A 15,672-nucleotide genomic window follows, 5' to 3' on the forward strand; every position below is an offset into this window, starting at 1 on the left:
TCATGGCGGTTCGAGCCCGCCTTCGCAGCTATTGTGCCTGATAACGCGCCGGCGAAATAGCTGTTTAGTTCGAACGCTTAAAGCTGTGCCGCGACCTGCTTGGCCGACTGCGTCATGTCGATGCCGCGGCGTTCGCGGCTGAACGGAATCAGCGCGGCGATCACCACCGCCACGATACCGATCACGATTGCCATGATCAGCGCGTAGTTGTTGCCATGCGCTTCGGCGGCGCTCGCCTGCAGCGGACCGTTGACCGACGCGATCAGATTGCCGAGCTGGTACACGAGGCCCGGGAACGTCGCGCGGATTTCATCGGGCGAGATTTCGTTCAGGTGCACCGGAATCACACCCCATGCGCCTTGCACGGAGATCTGCATCAGGAAGGCACCGATGGCGAGCAAGATAGGCGTGGACGAGAATGCCCACAGCGGCAAGACCGGCAACGCGATCAATGCAGCGATGAAGATCGCGCGCTTGCGGCCGATCTTCTCCGAGAACCAGCCGAAGAACAGACCGCCGCAAATCGCGCCGATGTTCAGCGTGATCGTGATCAGCGACACCGTATGCGCGTCGAACCCGTGCTGCACGCGCAGGAAGGTCGGATACAGATCCTGCGAACCGTGCGAGAAGAAATTGAACGCGGTCATCAGCACGATCGCATAGAGCGACAGGCCGACGTTCTGCTTCAATGTAGCGACGAGACCCGGACGCGTTTTCTTCTCGAGTGTCTTGAAGGCCGGCGACTCCGGCACGTGCGCCCGCACGTACAGCACGAGCAGCGCCGGCAGCACGCCGACGAAGAACATGCCGCGCCAGCCGATGTATTGGTAGAAGACGCCGAACACGACCGAAGCGAGCAGGTAGCCGCTCGGATAGCCGGCTTGCAGGAGGCCCGACACAATGCCGCGCGATTTCGGCGGCACGGTTTCCATCGTCAGCGCGCCGCCCACACCCCATTCGCCGCCCATCGCGATGCCGAACAGGGCGCGCAGCACGAGCAGGGTGGTCAGGTTGGGCGAAAAGCCGGACAGCAATTCCAGCAGCGAGAAGCACGCGATGTTGACCATCAGCGTGGGACGACGGCCGTATTTGTCGGCGAGCCAGCCGAAGATCAGCGCGCCGAGCGGACGCATAATCAGGGTCAGCATAATGCCGAAGGCAACCGTGGGGATTTTCGTATTGAATTCCGCCGCGATATCTTTCAATACGAACACCATTAGAAAGAAATCGAATGCGTCCAGGGTCCAGCCCAGATAGGCGGCGATCGTTACGTTTCTCTGTTCCCGTGTCCAGCTCATTGATTGTTCTCCTGAGTCTCCAATAACCCGTGTTTGACGACGGGCGGCTCTGCAGCCCCGTGTGCCCTGTGCTGTGGGCTTCGAGCGAGTGTACGCCGAGCGTTAAACGCTTGCATGATTGAACCCGCCTTTATCCGTATTAATCCCTGGAGCGAATTTCGGGCTGAATCCCGATGCATGCAAAATGTCTGGCAAACGTAATTATTGTATTAATTGTGTTTGATATTCCGTTTGTAATTTGTAATGTTCATCTAGCGCAGGCGAGCGGTGCCTTGCGTAATCCGGCTTACGGGTTGCGCGTGCGGTAGAGGCGGCCCTCGCGGGATTCAGGTTGGCTCGGGCGGATGCCGGCGGGTATAACAGCGGCTCGCGGCATTCACGCCGCGCATACAGGGAGACCGAAGAATGACAATTCCGCATCTATGCCTGCTCATCGTGGTGGTGCTGCCGTTCCCTTGGATCATGCTCGCGAAGCTCAGCAGGCGCTACGACAACCTTGCGCCGCGCACTTATCTCGCGGGCCTCGAAGGCTGGCGCGCACGGGCTTACGCCGCGCATCAGAACGCGTGGGAGGCACTGGCGATGTTCACCGCGGCGATCGTCGCCGCCGGGCAGGCAGGCGGGGCCAACCCATGGGTCAACTGGCTGGCGATTACTTTTGTCATCGTGCGCGTGCTGCACGGCGTCCTGTACGTGGCGAATCTGGCGTCGCTACGCTCGCTGGTGTGGTTCGTCGGTGTCGCGTGTGTGGTGTCGATGTTTTTCGTATCTGTGAGTTAAGGCAGGACAAAGCGTGAGGCGGTGCCGGCGGATAAGCATGCCCGTCGGCTTTCGCGATCCGGATGGGCTTCGGCATTGACGTTTCCGGTGAGGCGGACGGCGTGCGCAATATATGCGTTAACCGCATCAGTCGAGCAGAAAAATCAATTGGACTCATGTTGCGGCGCGGAATAGGATGATCGCTATCCCATTAATTCCGCTTCCCTCGACGCACCATGTCAGTTAAATCACTCGTTTCGGCGCCGCGGCGGCGTACCCGCAATCCCCTTGCGGCAATGGCCGTGGTCACCTTGCTGACCGGCATTGGCGCGGGCCTCGGCGGCATGCTGCTCGCGTTGCTGCTGCACGGCATTCAGCACCTGGCCTACGGCTACAGCGTGACGCAACTGATCAGCGGCGAGAGTTTCCTGCAAGGTGTGACCGCCGCTGAGCCTGAACGTCGTCTGCTGGTCCTGACGCTTTGCGGACTGGTGGCGGGACTTGGCTGGTGGGCGTTGTATCGCTTCGGGCGGCCACTCGTCAGCATTCGCCAAGCCGTCAAGTCCGACGATCCGCGTATGCCGATGCTAAGCACGATCGTGCATGCGCTGCTGCAGATCGTGACCGTGGCGCTCGGCTCGCCGCTCGGGCGCGAAGTCGCGCCGCGCGAGATCGGTTCGGTGCTGGCCGGGTGGCTGTCGCACCGCGCGGGCTTATCAGTCGAGCAGAGCCGGATCATGGTCGCATGCGGCGCCGGCGCGGGTCTGGCCGCCGTCTATAACGTGCCGCTCGGCGGCGCGGTATTTGTGCTCGAGGTTCTGTTGGGCACCTTCGGCTGGAAGGCCCTGGTACCTGCCGTGGTGACCTCCGCAGTGGCGGCGCTGGTCGCGCAATTCGGTCTGGGCAACGAGCATCAGTATCTGGTGCCGTCGTTGACGGTGAGTACGGCGCTGGTGGTCTGGTCGGTGGTGTGCGGGCCGATTTTCGGCGTCGCGGCGTGGGGGTTCGCGGAAGTGACGAAGCGCGCGCGTGCCCAGGCGCCGAAGGATTGGCGTTTGCCGGTGTTGTCGCTATTGAACTTCGCGATCATCGGCGTGCTGGCGATGCACTTTCCGCAGTTGCTCGGCAATGGCAAAGGTCCTGCGGGACTGGCGTTCGACGGCAACCTGACGATCGCACTCGCAGCCATGCTGCTGGTACTGAAAGTGGTGATTACCGTGAGCAGTTTGCGCGCGGGGGCAGAGGGCGGTCTGCTGACGCCGGGACTTGCGAATGGCGCGTTGCTGGCGATCGTGCTTGGCGGCGCCTGGAGTCTGTTCTGGCCGGGGGCTTCTTTGGGCGCCTTTGCCGTTGTCGGCGCAACGGCATTCCTGGCCGCATCGATGCAGATGCCGATAACTGCCGTGGTTCTCATGTTCGAATTTACCCGCGTGGGCCACGACTTTCTGATTCCGGTTCTGTTTGCCGTCGGCGGCGCCGCGTTGAGTTTTCAGGCGTGCGTGAAGTGGGCGCCTGCGCTGCAGTTTGGTTCGGGTTTCAATTGGGGTGGGGCGGGGGCGGGCAAGGCCCGCTAGATTGTCCGGGGCGCATGAGTGTTATTGATCTGGTCTCGAAGCCACCGAATCGAAAAGCTGGCTGAGGTCGTACATGAGCAGGAACATGCACCCGGTGATGCTGCGAAAGCCGCGCTCGAGGGTTCCAGCTTCAGCCACGCCGGCGCACCCGCGCGTCAGCAGCCGGCCGTTCCAGGTCACTTCGCCCTCCAGCACGTAGATGAACTCAGGTCCGGTGTGAAGGTGGTCGGGAAACGTCGCACCGGGTGAGAACCTCACTAGCTGCATTGCGCGGCCGTCTGCTTTGCCGAGGTTTTTCACTTCGACGCCCTGCGCGAACCGTGACGGTATCCACGGAACGTCGTTCGAATCGCTCCAGCGAAATTGTGGTCCCGCCGATGGATCATCAGTCATGTCGTCCTGCCTTTCCGCTCGTGTATGCACAGTTATATGTTGAAACGATGCAGGAAAACACCAGCCTCGCTACTGAAGCTCGCCAGTATACTGGCCAACTGCCAGACGCCATCACTTCAACGCAAGGTGATGGAGTTGATCGCCGCGCTGAAAGCGCAGGGCGTGTCCGTGATTCTGATCTCGCACAATCTTCACGACATCTTTGCGATTGCCGATCGCATCGTCGTACTGCGGCGCGGTGAGGTCGCGGGCGAACGGCTCGTAGCCGGGACTAGCGGCGACGAGATCGTGCATCTGATGGTGGGGGACACCTACTCGAACACGGGCGGCTCAGGTCACTGAACACCGCCTCAAAGACTCACGCCCTCCGTGCGAACTGGTTGACCGGATAGTCAAGCCCCAGGTGTTCGCGCAGCGTCGCGCCTTCGAGCGCTACTTCGTAGAGCATTGTTCGCCGAACCACTCGACGCATGCCCGGCGCCGGCCGCTTTTTGCCGTTATGCGCCCGGCTGCTAAGCATAGTTGAAACGCTCGCTTATCCGCACGATCCAGCGTTGCTACGATCGCAGTTTTATCGTCCTGACCAGACCGGAACTTCGCGCCGTGACCTCTTCTATCTTTCGTTGGCTCGCTCGCGCGGCGCTGACTTCGCTGCTCGTCATGAGTGCCGCTCACGCACAGACCTCGGCCAACTCGCCGGCGCCGCTGAAACTGCGGATCGGCTATCAGAAGTCTTCAACGCTCATCACCATTCTGAAAGCGCGTGGTTCGCTCGAGCAGGCGCTCGCGCCCTTGGGTGTGAGCATTAGCTGGAACGAGTTTGCCAGCGGCTTGCCGCTGACCGAAGCACTCAATGCGGACGCGGTCGACCTGAGCGCCGATGTCGCCGACACGGTCCCGGTTTTCGCTCAGGCCGCTCATGCGCGTTTTGTGTATATCGCGCAGGAAGCGCCTTCGCCGGGCGCCCAGGCCATTATCGTGAAGCGCGATGGGCCGCTGCATACGCTTGCCGACCTGAAGGGCCAGCGCATCGCCGTGACCAAGGCGGCCGGCAGCCACTATCTGCTGCTCGCCGCGCTCGCCAAAGCCGGCCTCGCTCCTGCTGACGTGCGCATCAGCTATCTGACGCCCGCCGACGGACGCGCCGCCTTCGAGCGCGGCAGCGTGGACGTGTGGGTCACCTGGGACCCGTATGTCGCGTCGGTCGACAAAGCGCCGGACGTGCGTGTTCTTGCCAACGGCGAAGGTCTTGCCTCCTATCAGCGGTACTACCTCGCGTCCAGCAGTTTTGCCGCGGCCCATCCCGATGTGATCAACACCGTGTTCGCGCAGTTGAAGTCGGCGGGCGTTTGGGTTCGCGCCCATCCCGACGATGCGGCGAAGCTGCTCGCGCCGATCTGGGGCCTGGACGCGGCGACGATCGAGCGTGCCAATGCACGCCGCAGCTATGCGGTCCGCGCGGTGGATACGCAGAATTTCGGTGAGCAGCAAAAGATCGCTGACACCTTCTATCGAGCGTGGCTTCTGCCGGCGCCGGTGGATACGGCTGCGGCGCAGCGCTGGAACTTCAGCACGAAGCGCGCCGAAACGGCGGCCACTTCAACCACCGCCTCCGGTGGCTAGTGCTGGCGCACAGGCGCTAGCGCCGTGCCGGTTCGCCAGGCCAAAGCCTGTCTACGTCGCCAACGTCGCTAACGTCGCTAAGCAATCGGCTCATTACCTTAGGGGAAATCTGTCATGACGGACAACGCGGGAAAAAATCAGCGGCCACCGGTGACGGCGGCGGATGGCGCAGTCCAGTACGAGGCGGACGTACTCGTGATCGGCGGCGGCCCGGCTGGCGCGTGGGCTGCGATTAGCGCGGCCGCCAACGGCGCGCGCGTGGTATTGGCCGATAAAGGCTTTTGCGGCACCTCCGGCGCGACCGCGCCGGCTGGCACGGCACTCTGGTATGTGCCGCCTGACGAGGACGCACGGGATCGTGCAAAAGCGAGTCGTTTCACGTTGGGCGGCCAGCTTGCCGAACCGGCGTGGATGGATCGCGTGCTCGAGCAGACCTGGACCAATGCGCAGCAACTGGCCGAGTGGGGCTACCCGTTTCCCATCGACGAAAGCGGCGAGCAGCGGCGCACCTCGTTGCAAGGGCCCGAGTACATGCGGCTGATGCGCAAACGCGTCAGGGAAGCGAAGGTGCGCATCCTCGATCACAGCCCCGCGCTCGAACTGCTCGTCGACGAGCAGGGCGCGGTCGCGGGAGCGGCCGGCGTTGACCGTCAGGCGGACGAGACGTGGGTCGTGCGTGCGGGCGCGGTGGTCATCGCAACGGGCGGATGTGCGTTTCTCAGCAATGCGCTCGGCTGCAACGTGCTCACCGGCGACGGCCAGTTGATGGCCGCCGAGGTGGGCGCGGCCCTGTCGGGCATGGAGTTTTCGAATGCTTATGGACTTGGGCCGGCGTTTTCATCGGTGACGAAATCGTTGTTCTACAAGTGGGCTACGTTCTACTACCAGGACGGGTCGGCGATCCCGGGGGCGGGGTCTGCGCAGGGCCGCGGCGTGATTGCCCGCACGCTGCAGAGCCAGCCCGTGCTGGCCTGCCTCGATCGCGCCGACGAACAGATTCAGGCGTGGATGCGTACTGCACAGCCGAATTTCTTCCTGCCGTTCGATCGGCTCGGGATCGACCCGTTCAAGCAGCATTTCCCGGTGACGTTGCGCCTCGAAGGAACCGTGCGGGGAACGGGCGGCCTGCATCTGGTGGATCAGACTTGCGCGACGTCGGTCGAAGGTTTGTATGCGGCCGGCGATGCGGCCACTCGCGAGCTGATCTGCGGCGGCTTCACCGGCGGTGGCAGTCATAACGCGGCGTGGGCGATGTCATCCGGTTTCTGGGCCGGTGCGGGCGCTGCCGGCTATGCCCGTTCACGCGGGCGCGCGGGCCTGCGGGGCCGGCTGTTGCGGGCCGGTGGCGCTGGCCTGCGCGACACCGGCGGCTCGGCGCCTTATGACAGCGACGCGGTGATTCGCAGCGTGCAGCAGGAGGTATTTCCCACGCAGCGCAACTGGACCCGCCAGGCCGACTTGCTCGACGACTCGCTCGCGCGGCTCGACGCGCTGTGGCATCGCGTGCGCGGTGCGGCGCCGGCGCGAAGTGCGTTGGCTGCCGTGCGCGCGCGTGAGGCGGCGGCCATGCTCGCCACTTCGCGCTGGATGTATCGCAGCGCGCAGCAACGAACCGAAACACGCGGGATGCATCGGCGGCACGAGCACGCCGCGCTCGATCCGGCGCAGAGGCATCGTCTGTTGAGCGGCGGTCTGGATGAAGTCTGGATCGACAGGCTGGCCTTGTCTCCAGCCACGGTCCGCACCGAAGGAGTGACGGCATGATCGAGATCGTCGACGCTGCGCGCTGCACGGGATGCAACATCTGCGTGAGGGCATGCCCCACCAATGTGTTCGACATCGTGCCGGGGAGTCCGCCGCGCATTGCCAGGCAGGGGGACTGCCAGACCTGCTTCATGTGCGAGCTGTACTGTCCCGAAGACGCGTTATTCGTCGCGCCCCAGGTGGCGCCGGCGCCACCTGGCGGCTTCGACGACGGCCCGCTGCTCGGCAATTACCGGCGCGCAGTCGGCTGGGGCCGCGAGCGGCAGTCGACTGCGAGCCAGGATGCGAGCTACGAGTTGTTGACGCGAACGCATTGAGGAATTAAAGAGCGAGACGCCCCTGCGATGCGATAGTGGCGAGCGCATTGCGCTGACTCTGAACTTCGCGCGCCTGCAACGCTTCCGGCATTGCGCAACTGAATGCGCAAAAGCGCCTGCGCGGCCCGCGGCGCGTTAAAACATCGGGTTTATCACTCCAGCAGATAACCGTATCGGATTTGCTTCGTTGTCGCCGTGCGTGTGTGCCGGTAAATTTGTTTGACTTCGCCTTCGCCGGCGTCCTCCGAACAGATTCGACGAAGAGTTTCCCGTGACGACTGCCTTTGCATCCCCCGCCGCCAGCGCCGCTGGTCCTGCCAATCAAGCCCGGCGGATCGAAATTCGCGCTTTCGACGGCCCCGTCGGCGCGGAAGTTCTCGGTCTCGATCTCAGCAAACCGCTGGCTCAGGACGATTTCGCCCGCATCCACCGTGCCCATCTGGACCACCACGTGCTGGTGTTTCGCGATCAGCGCATTACGCCGGAGCAGCAGATTGCCTTCAGCCGCCGCTTCGGTCCGTTGCAGATCCACGTGCTGCATCAATTCCAGTTGCCGGGCCACCCGGAGGTGCTGATCGTCTCGAACATCGTCGAGAACGGCCAGCCGATCGGTCTCGGCGACGCCGGTCATTACTGGCATTCCGATCTGTCGTACAAGGAGAAGCCGAGCCTCGGTTCGATGCTGCACGCGCAGGAGTTGCCCTCGGAAGGCGGCGACACGCTGTTCGCCAACATGCACCTCGCATGGGACACGTTGCCGGAGCATTTGCGCAGCGCGGTGCAAGGGCGTTCAGCGGAGCATACGTATCTCGCGAAATACGCGGAATTGCAGAAGCGCAGCCCGTGGCGGCCGAATCTGTCGGCGCAGCAGATTGCCCAGGTGAAGCCGGTGGTGCAGCCGATCGTGCGCACTCATCCTGAGACCGGACGGCGCGCGCTCTTCGTCAGTGAGCATTTCACGACCCGTGTGATCGGCTTGCCGGAAGACGAGAGCAAGTCACTACTCGAAGAAATTTTTGCGCATAGCGTGCGGCCCGAGCATCTGTACCGGCATCAGTGGGCCGAACACGACATGGTGTTCTGGGACAACCGTTCATTGATGCATCTGGCAGCGGGCACGCCGGATCATCTGCGCCGCAAGCTGTATCGCACAACGATCGAAGGCGACGTGCCGTTCTGACGGCAACGCCGCCCGCCCTGACCCCACACATGCTGAACGGAGTTCCAATGCTTGCCAGGTTTCGCCCGACCTCTCTGAGGCCGTCTCTGTCCCGTCGTTTGACCACAGCTTTACTGAGCGTATCGATGGGCGTGGCCAGCCTCGGCGCGGCCATGCCCGCGCATGCCGAAGGCCAGATTCGCATTGCCGAACAGTTCGGCATCGTCTATCTGCTGCTGAACGTCGCGCGCGACCAGCAGTTCGTCGAGAAAGAAGGGCGCAAGCAGGGACTCGATATCAAGGTCGACTGGGTGAAGCTTTCGGGCGGCGCCGCCGTCAACGATGCATTGCTCTCCGGCGCGGTGGATGTCGCCGGCGCGGGTGTCGGCCCCTTGCTGACGATCTGGGACCGCACGCACGGCAAGCAGAACGTGAAGGGCGTGGCCTCGCTCGGCAATCTGCCGTATTACCTCGTCAGCAACAATCCGAATGTCAGGACGATTGCCGACTTCACCGAGAAAGACCGCATTGCGGTGCCGGCTGTCAATGTGTCGGTGCAATCGCGCGTACTGCAGTACGCGGCGGCGAAGCGCTGGGGCGACAAGGATTACAACCGCCTCGACAAATTCACGCAGGCGCTGCCGCATCCCGACGCAGCAGCGGCGATCATCGCGGGCGGCACGGAAATTACCGGGCACTTCGGCAATCCGCCGTTTCAGGAGCAGGAGCTCGCCGGCAATCCGAAGGCGCACATCGTGCTGAATTCTTACGATGTACTGGGCGGACCGAGCTCGGCGACCGTCCTGTACGCGACAGAGAAATTCCGCGACAACAATCCGAAGACCTACCGCGCATTCGTCGATGCGCTGGCGGATGCCGCACGCTTTATCTCGGCCAATCCCGACGCCGCCGCTGATATCTACATCCGCACGAACCAGTCGAAGATCGACCGCGATCTGCTGCTGAAGGTGATCAAGGACCCGCAGGTGCAATTCAAGGTCGCGCCGCAGAATACTTTCGGACTTGCACAGTTCATGTATCGCGTTGGCGCCATCAGGAACGAGCCCAGGTCGTGGAAGGATTATTTCTTCGACGACCCGGCAACCGCGGCGGGCAGTTGAGCATGATGTTCTTCGCGAGCTTTGCCGGCGCTTTGTTGGCGCTTCATCGGCCCTTGTGGCTGACCTGCAGGGAGTGATCTGATGGTGGCCAATCCTACTTTGCTGTTTCCGAACGACGCCGTTGCCCAGGCCACACCGGCGACCAGCGAAAGGCTGCTTGCGGTCGAGAACGTCAACCTTGAATACCGCACGCGCGACCGGATCGTTCGCGCGACCCATAACGTGAGTTTCGATGTGTACGGCGGCGATCGCTTCGTGCTGCTGGGACCGTCGGGTTGCGGCAAGTCGACTTTGCTCAAAGCGGTTGCCGGCTTCATTCAACCGACCTCCGGCAGCATCGCGCTCGACGGCGAGACCGTGCGAGGTCCCGGCGCCGATCGTATCGTCGTATTCCAGGAATTCGACCAGTTGCCGCCGTGGAAGACGGTTCTGCAGAACGTCGCGTTTCCGCTGCGTGTCGCGAGAAAGCTGTCGCGCGCGGAAGCCAATGAGCGTGCGCTGCATTATCTGGAGAAGGTCGGACTTACGTCATTTGCGAAAGCCTATCCGCACACCTTGTCGGGCGGCATGAAGCAGCGTGTCGCGATTGCCCGCGCGCTGGCCATGCAGCCGCGCGTGCTGCTGATGGACGAGCCTTTCGCCGCGCTCGACGCGCTTACGCGCCGCAAGATGCAGGAGGAACTGCTGCGCCTATGGGAAGAAGTGAACTTCACACTGCTGTTCGTCACGCATTCGATTGAAGAGGCGCTGGTGGTCGGCAATCGCATTCTGTTGCTGTCGCCGCATCCCGGCCGTGTGCGCGCGGAGCTCAACAGCCATCAGTATTCGCAGGACAGTTTCGGGCGCAGCGATTTTCAGCGCAGCGTCGCGCGTATTCATCATCTGCTGTTCGAAGAGACGGAGGCTGCGCAATGAGTTCTCCCGCTACGCTGTTGCCGCCGGTTCGCGAGGAGTACGAGCGCCCGCTCGAGCCGCTCGGCGAACTCGCCCTCGAAGCGCCGCTGCCGTTGGGCAAGCGCCTCTTCGAGCAAGGCTGGTTGCGTAAGACGCTGATTGCGCTGGTCCTGATCGTCATATGGGAAATCGCCGCGCGCGCCATCGACAACGATCTGCTTCTACCGACTTTCGGCGCGACGTTCACTGCGTTCGTACAGGGCGTGTGGTCCGGCGAACTGCTGCAGAAAACGGCGGTGTCGATGTCCGTGCTGCTGCGCGGCTATCTGCTCGGCGCATTGCTCGCCTTCGCGTTGACGTCGCTCGCCGTGTCGACGCGTCTGGGCCGTGATGTTCTGTCGATGCTGACGGCGATGTTCAACCCGTTGCCTTCCATCGCGCTCCTGCCGCTCGCGCTGCTCTGGTTCGGTCTCGGTACCGGCAGCCTGTTGTTCGTGCTGGTCCATTCGGTGCTGTGGCCGCTCGCCTTGAACACGTACTCCGGATTTCAATCGGTGCCGGCGACGCTGCGCATGACGGGGCGCAACTACGGCCTCACGGGCATGCGCCACGTGCTGCTGATTCTGGTGCCGGCGGCGTTGCCCGCGATTCTGGCCGGCCTGCGGGTCGGCTGGGCCTTTGCGTGGCGCACGCTGATCGCCGCCGAACTCGTATTCGGTGCGAGTTCCGGCAGCGGCGGGCTGGGCTGGTATATCTTTCAGAATCGCAACGAGCTGTACACGGATCGCGTTTTCGCCGGGTTGGCGGCGGTGATCGTGATCGGTTTGCTGATCGAGCATCTGGTGTTCGATACGCTGGAGCGCGTGACGGTTCGGCGCTGGGGCGTGCAGCATTAACGGTCCGGCGCGACAATGAGCGTTTAGCAATGCGCTTATGTATGACGAAATACGCGGTGCGCTGAAGTTGGCGAAACAACCGGTTGCGCTCGCCGTGGCCGGCCCGGAATCAGATAGACAAGGAGACGCTGTTATGGGAATGCGCCCGGATCCTACATTCCATGCATCGCCGAAGCTCGCGATGGATGCGCCAGCGGAAGACTTCGCCTACACGTTGCTGCTCAGCCCCGATTTTTCACAGCCCGACGCGCTCGCCGTCATCGATGTGAAGCCCGGATCGCCGACCTATAGTCAGGTGGTTCACACGGTGCCGGTGCCGAACAAGGGGGACGAGTTTCATCACTTCGGCTGGAATGCCTGCTCATCGTCGCTGTCGCCGCTGACCGGCCACGCCTTTCTCGAACGGCGCTATCTGATCATTCCGGGCATGCGCTCCTCGCGCATCTATATCGTCGACACCAAGCCTCATCCGACCCAGGCGCGCATCCACAAGATCATCGAGCCCGAGGAAATTTTCCGCAAGACAGGTTATTCGCGTCCTCATACGGTTCATTGCGGACCTGAAGGCATTTACGTCAGTACGCTCGGTGGCGGCGGGAAAGACGGCACTGACGGGCCGCCGGGCATCTCCATCATGGACTGCGAAACGTTCGAGGTTCTCGGCCGCTGGGAGATCGACCGTGGGCCGCAGGAGAAACACTACGATTTCTGGTGGAACCTGCCGCGCGACTACATGGTGTCGAGCGAGTGGGCTTTGCCGCCGCAATTCGAGAACGGGATCGTCCCCGAAGATCTTCTCTCGAACAAGTACGGGCACCAGATCCACTTCTGGGATCTGCGGGCAAGGCGCAACGTGCAAACGATCGATCTCGGCGCCAACCATCAGATGGCGCTCGAGGTGCGGCCCGCGCACGATCCGGCCCGGGAATACGGCTTCATCGGCGTGGTGGTCGATACGACGAACCTTGAAGGATCGATCTGGACCTGGTGGCGCGAGGACGGCAAGTTCCATATCGAGAAGACCGCGACTATTCCGCCCGAGCCTGCGGCCGCGGAATTGCTGCCGCCCTTGCTGCAGGGATTCGGCGCGGTGCCGCCGCTCGTTACCGACATCGATCTGTCCATCGACGACAAATTCCTGTACGTCGCGTGCTGGGGAACGGGCGAGCTGCGTCAGTACGACGTGACGGAACCCCGCAAACCGAAACTCACGGGATCGGTCCATATCGGCGGGATCGTACGGCGTACGCCGCACCCGAACGGTCAAGCCTTTGCCGGCGGTCCGCAGATGGTCGAGATCAGCCGCGACGGCAAGCGTGTCTACTGGACCAACTCGCTCTACTCGACATGGGACAACCAGTTCTATCCGGACGGGGTGCCCGCGGCCCAGGTCATGGCCCGGGCTGAACCGGGTGGTGGCCTGACCCTGGCCGAGGACTACTGGGTAGCCTTTCCCGACGGTTACCGGGCTCACCAGATCCGGCTGGAAGGCGGCGACTGCTCGACCGATTCGTTCTGCTACCCGTCGGTGGGGACTTGATTGGCAGCGGCTGGCCGCAAACCGGCCTTTGGCTGGCGGTCGCGGCGAGCGGTCTCTATCATGGGCTGAACCCGGCAATGGGCTGGCCGCTGGCCGTTTCCAGCGGGTTGATGGAGCGGCGCGCGCGGGCGCTGTTCTCCGCACTCCTGTATCTCGCGGCAGGGCATGTATTGGCGATGTTCGTGGTGATGGCGCCGTTCGCCATGCTGGCGATGCTGCTCGCCTGGCAGCGCGAGATCCAGATTGGCGCGAGCGTGCTGGTGATTGCCTTTGGCGCGATGCTTCTGATCTGGCGACGCCATCCGCGAGTGCTGGCGCGGATTCCACCGTCGCGGCTCGCGCTCTGGTCCTTCGCCGTGGCCATCGCGCACGGCGCGGGACTGATGCTGGTGCCGGTCTATCTCGGCCTGTGCCGCTCGTACGGTACGGATCGAGGGCACCAGGCCGCGCGGGCCCTGATCGACGCCAATCTGGGCATGGCGCTGCTCGTCTCCGGCGTTCATGCCGTGGCGATGATCGCGGTCGGCGGGCTCCTTGCGTGGCTGGTCTATCGCTATCTTGGACTGAAGTTCGTGTCGCGGAGCTGGTTCAATCTGGACGCAGTCTGGGCGGTGAGCCTGATTCTGGTGGGTGCGCTTTCGTTGGCGCTCAACACCGCTGTTCCAACCGGCGACGGGTGATGGCGGCGGAATTGCACGTCGCCAGATAATTCTTCCGGCGAGGAAGTCGCGCTAACGTGTTGGCGCAGGTGTCAAGGCTTTGGCCGCTTGCCAGTATTTCGCTACGACGGGCAGGATGCCACCCTCTGTCGGGCCGGAGATTTCGCGCTCGAAACACGCGCACAGCGCGGCGATCAGCAAAACGGCGACAACCCGGCCATGCGATGGACGCGAGCGTTCAGGCTTCGGCTGCGAGACCTCGTGCGAGGCCGTTGCAGCGGTGTGCTGCGAATAATCCCACTGGGTTTTGCTCATCTCAGTAGACCACGCCGAAGAGGACGCGCTCAGTGTCGCCCTTTCTGCGCGGCGGCAGAACCAAGATTCTCGACTATCCATATCCCCGTGGTGCATTTGGCGCTCGACGCGCGAGCGCAGATTCATGCTGCTCGGGTTCATAAGCCCTACGAGCTTTGCCTGGGTTTTCGCCCCGCCTGACGCGTGAGCTTCGCGGCCCGCCTCGCCGCCCGCGCCAGCAGCGCGGCGAATGCCGTTTCATCTACTTTCAGACCGCGGCGTGTCCGGCAGGGCAGCAAGTCCTGCAGTTCGTCCGCTTCGAACGCGCTGATTACGACAGGGTGGATGTAGCACCGCCGGCATACCGCTGGCGTATTGCGCAATAGCGTCGCCACCTCCTTGACTGTCGCCACGATATGCCGGCGGGTTTGCGCCGCGCTGCCGCACATCAGCCGCCGTAGCGCGGCTAATGCATGGACGCTGCCTGCCCAGGTCCGGTAGTCCTTCGCCGTGAAATCCGCGTTGCTCGCGCGGCGCAGGTAATCGTTGATGTCGGACGAACCGATGGTGCGGCGCTCGCCGTTTTCGTCGAGATACTGGAACAGGTCGTGGCCCGGCAGTTCCGCGCAGCGCCGCAAGATGCGCTTGACGCGCGGATGGTCCACCGCGACATCGTGCTCGATCCCGCTCTTGCCACGGAATTTCAGGCGCAATTGACCCGCTTCGATCTTCACGTGCTTTTTGCGCAGCGTCGTCAAACCGTACGACTGATTATCGCGCGCGTATTCGACACTGCCGACGCGGATGAGCGTCGTGTCGAGCAACTGCACGATCGCGGCAATGACCTTGTCGCACGGCATCCCCGGCAATTTCAGATCGCGTGCGACGCGCGCGCGGATCTTCGGCAACGCGCGGCCGAACGCGGCCATGCGCTCGTATTTGTCGGCGTCGCGTGTTTCGCGCCAGAGCGGGTGATAGCGGTACTGCTTGCGGCCGCGCGCGTCGCGACCGGTCGCCTGCAGATGACCGCGAGCGTCCGCGCAAATCCACACTTCTTCATAGGCGGGTGGTATCGCGAGCGCATTGATACGGGCAATTTCGTCGGCATCGACGATGCGTTTGCCTGCCATGTCGAAATAGGCGAAGCCGTCCTTTCCCGCTTTGGTTTTCCGCTTGCGGGTGTAACCGGGCTGGGTGTCGTCCGTGTGCCGCAGCCCCGGCGCGATCACGACGGCAGCGGGTTGCCGCGTGAGCTTTGCAACACGGTTGTCAGCGCGGCGCGGAGTCGAATGGGCAGTGGCAGGCATCGTTGTGGGTAAAAGTTTCAGATGCGTGGCGCGCAATGCGCGGGCGTTCCCGCTATGAGCAAAGCCGATGCCTG

Annotated in this window: 16 protein-coding genes; 12 read left to right on the forward strand and 4 right to left on the reverse strand. The window is 63.1% G+C overall.

What is annotated here, in order from left to right:
- Positions 1–77 precede the first annotated feature (77 nt).
- Positions 78–1,298, reverse strand: a complete 1,221-nt coding sequence (locus tag HWX91_RS19240; RefSeq protein WP_028198031.1) for an MFS transporter — start codon at positions 1,296–1,298, stop codon at positions 78–80.
- A 405-nt stretch (positions 1,299–1,703) separates the two neighbouring features.
- Here HWX91_RS19240 and HWX91_RS19245 point away from each other — a divergent pair, with 405 nt between their 5' ends.
- Together HWX91_RS19245 and HWX91_RS19250 are read left to right on the forward strand one after the other, a co-directional pair.
- The gene (locus HWX91_RS19245; RefSeq protein ID WP_028198032.1) at positions 1,704–2,078 is read left to right on the forward strand and encodes an MAPEG family protein; all 375 of its coding nucleotides are present in this window, start codon (positions 1,704–1,706) and stop codon (positions 2,076–2,078) included.
- Between the two features lie 215 nt (positions 2,079–2,293).
- Entirely contained in the window at positions 2,294–3,631 is a 1,338-nt protein-coding gene (locus HWX91_RS19250) for a chloride channel protein (protein ID WP_028198033.1), read from the forward strand.
- Positions 3,632–3,652: 21 nt separating this feature from the next.
- Here the strand turns inward: HWX91_RS19250 and HWX91_RS19255 are convergent, their stop codons facing one another.
- Complete coding sequence (locus tag HWX91_RS19255; RefSeq protein ID WP_028198034.1) at positions 3,653–4,024, reverse strand: cupin domain-containing protein; 372 nt, start codon at positions 4,022–4,024, stop codon at positions 3,653–3,655.
- 129 nt (positions 4,025–4,153) lie between these two features.
- On the opposite strand from HWX91_RS19255, the gene HWX91_RS19260 reads away from it, so the two are divergent.
- From HWX91_RS19260 to HWX91_RS19305, 10 genes are all read left to right on the forward strand, one after another.
- Positions 4,154–4,366, forward strand: coding sequence for a hypothetical protein (locus HWX91_RS19260; RefSeq protein ID WP_028198035.1), 213 nt, complete (start codon positions 4,154–4,156; stop codon positions 4,364–4,366).
- A gap of 261 nt (positions 4,367–4,627) precedes the next feature.
- On the forward strand, positions 4,628–5,647 hold the full coding sequence (locus tag HWX91_RS19265) for an aliphatic sulfonate ABC transporter substrate-binding protein (RefSeq protein ID WP_042275808.1): 1,020 nt from the start codon (positions 4,628–4,630) through the stop codon (positions 5,645–5,647).
- Positions 5,648–5,761: 114 nt separating this feature from the next.
- A complete protein-coding gene (locus tag HWX91_RS19270) occupies positions 5,762–7,411 on the forward strand; it encodes an FAD-dependent oxidoreductase (RefSeq protein WP_042275763.1) in 1,650 nt (549 codons plus the stop codon).
- The gene (locus HWX91_RS19275; RefSeq protein ID WP_028198036.1) at positions 7,408–7,728 is read left to right on the forward strand and encodes a 4Fe-4S binding protein; all 321 of its coding nucleotides are present in this window, start codon (positions 7,408–7,410) and stop codon (positions 7,726–7,728) included. Before HWX91_RS19270 ends, HWX91_RS19275 begins: the two co-directional genes overlap by 4 nt.
- 271 nt (positions 7,729–7,999) lie before the next feature.
- The gene (locus tag HWX91_RS19280) at positions 8,000–8,908 is read left to right on the forward strand and encodes a TauD/TfdA dioxygenase family protein (RefSeq protein WP_028198037.1); all 909 of its coding nucleotides are present in this window, start codon (positions 8,000–8,002) and stop codon (positions 8,906–8,908) included.
- A gap of 47 nt (positions 8,909–8,955) precedes the next feature.
- Positions 8,956–10,008, forward strand: a complete 1,053-nt coding sequence (locus HWX91_RS19285; protein ID WP_028198038.1) for an ABC transporter substrate-binding protein — start codon at positions 8,956–8,958, stop codon at positions 10,006–10,008.
- Positions 10,009–10,089: 81 nt separating this feature from the next.
- On the forward strand, positions 10,090–10,923 hold the full coding sequence (locus tag HWX91_RS19290; RefSeq protein ID WP_028198039.1) for an ABC transporter ATP-binding protein: 834 nt from the start codon (positions 10,090–10,092) through the stop codon (positions 10,921–10,923).
- Positions 10,920–11,798 (forward strand): ABC transporter permease, encoded by an 879-nt coding sequence (locus tag HWX91_RS19295; RefSeq protein ID WP_028198040.1) that lies wholly within the window; start codon positions 10,920–10,922, stop codon positions 11,796–11,798. The genes HWX91_RS19290 and HWX91_RS19295 overlap by 4 nt, the downstream gene beginning before the upstream one ends.
- 133 nt (positions 11,799–11,931) lie before the next feature.
- A complete protein-coding gene (locus HWX91_RS19300) occupies positions 11,932–13,338 on the forward strand; it encodes a selenium-binding protein SBP56-related protein (RefSeq protein ID WP_028198041.1) in 1,407 nt (468 codons plus the stop codon).
- The gene (locus tag HWX91_RS19305; protein WP_028198042.1) at positions 13,335–14,018 is read left to right on the forward strand and encodes a hypothetical protein; all 684 of its coding nucleotides are present in this window, start codon (positions 13,335–13,337) and stop codon (positions 14,016–14,018) included. The genes HWX91_RS19300 and HWX91_RS19305 overlap by 4 nt, the downstream gene beginning before the upstream one ends.
- A gap of 51 nt (positions 14,019–14,069) precedes the next feature.
- On the opposite strand, the gene HWX91_RS19310 is transcribed toward HWX91_RS19305, so the two are convergent.
- Positions 14,070–14,438, reverse strand: a complete 369-nt coding sequence (locus HWX91_RS19310; RefSeq protein ID WP_127837929.1) for a hypothetical protein — start codon at positions 14,436–14,438, stop codon at positions 14,070–14,072.
- A gap of 20 nt (positions 14,439–14,458) precedes the next feature.
- The gene (locus tag HWX91_RS19315) at positions 14,459–15,598 is read right to left on the reverse strand and encodes a DNA topoisomerase IB (RefSeq protein ID WP_030102741.1); all 1,140 of its coding nucleotides are present in this window, start codon (positions 15,596–15,598) and stop codon (positions 14,459–14,461) included.
- Positions 15,599–15,672: the final 74 nt, after the last annotated feature.

This window comes from Paraburkholderia fungorum, from assembly GCF_902833645.1.
Lineage (GTDB): Bacteria > Pseudomonadota > Gammaproteobacteria > Burkholderiales > Burkholderiaceae > Paraburkholderia > Paraburkholderia fungorum.

Bases quoted from the DNA above. Each gene is read 5' to 3' on its own strand.
- HWX91_RS19240 (WP_028198031.1), bottom strand. From the start codon at position 1,298: ATGAGCTGGACACGGGAACAGAGAAACGTAACGATCGCCGCCTATCTG.
- HWX91_RS19245 (WP_028198032.1), top strand. From the start codon at position 1,704: ATGACAATTCCGCATCTATGCCTGCTCATCGTGGTGGTGCTGCCGTTC.
- HWX91_RS19250 (WP_028198033.1), top strand. From the start codon at position 2,294: ATGTCAGTTAAATCACTCGTTTCGGCGCCGCGGCGGCGTACCCGCAAT.
- HWX91_RS19255 (WP_028198034.1), bottom strand. From the start codon at position 4,024: ATGACTGATGATCCATCGGCGGGACCACAATTTCGCTGGAGCGATTCG.
- HWX91_RS19260 (WP_028198035.1), top strand. From the start codon at position 4,154: ATGGAGTTGATCGCCGCGCTGAAAGCGCAGGGCGTGTCCGTGATTCTG.
- HWX91_RS19270 (WP_042275763.1), top strand. From the start codon at position 5,762: ATGACGGACAACGCGGGAAAAAATCAGCGGCCACCGGTGACGGCGGCG.
- HWX91_RS19275 (WP_028198036.1), top strand. From the start codon at position 7,408: ATGATCGAGATCGTCGACGCTGCGCGCTGCACGGGATGCAACATCTGC.
- HWX91_RS19285 (WP_028198038.1), top strand. From the start codon at position 8,956: ATGCTTGCCAGGTTTCGCCCGACCTCTCTGAGGCCGTCTCTGTCCCGT.
- HWX91_RS19290 (WP_028198039.1), top strand. From the start codon at position 10,090: ATGGTGGCCAATCCTACTTTGCTGTTTCCGAACGACGCCGTTGCCCAG.
- HWX91_RS19295 (WP_028198040.1), top strand. From the start codon at position 10,920: ATGAGTTCTCCCGCTACGCTGTTGCCGCCGGTTCGCGAGGAGTACGAG.
- HWX91_RS19300 (WP_028198041.1), top strand. From the start codon at position 11,932: ATGGGAATGCGCCCGGATCCTACATTCCATGCATCGCCGAAGCTCGCG.
- HWX91_RS19310 (WP_127837929.1), bottom strand. From the start codon at position 14,438: ATGAATCTGCGCTCGCGCGTCGAGCGCCAAATGCACCACGGGGATATG.
- HWX91_RS19315 (WP_030102741.1), bottom strand. From the start codon at position 15,598: ATGCCTGCCACTGCCCATTCGACTCCGCGCCGCGCTGACAACCGTGTT.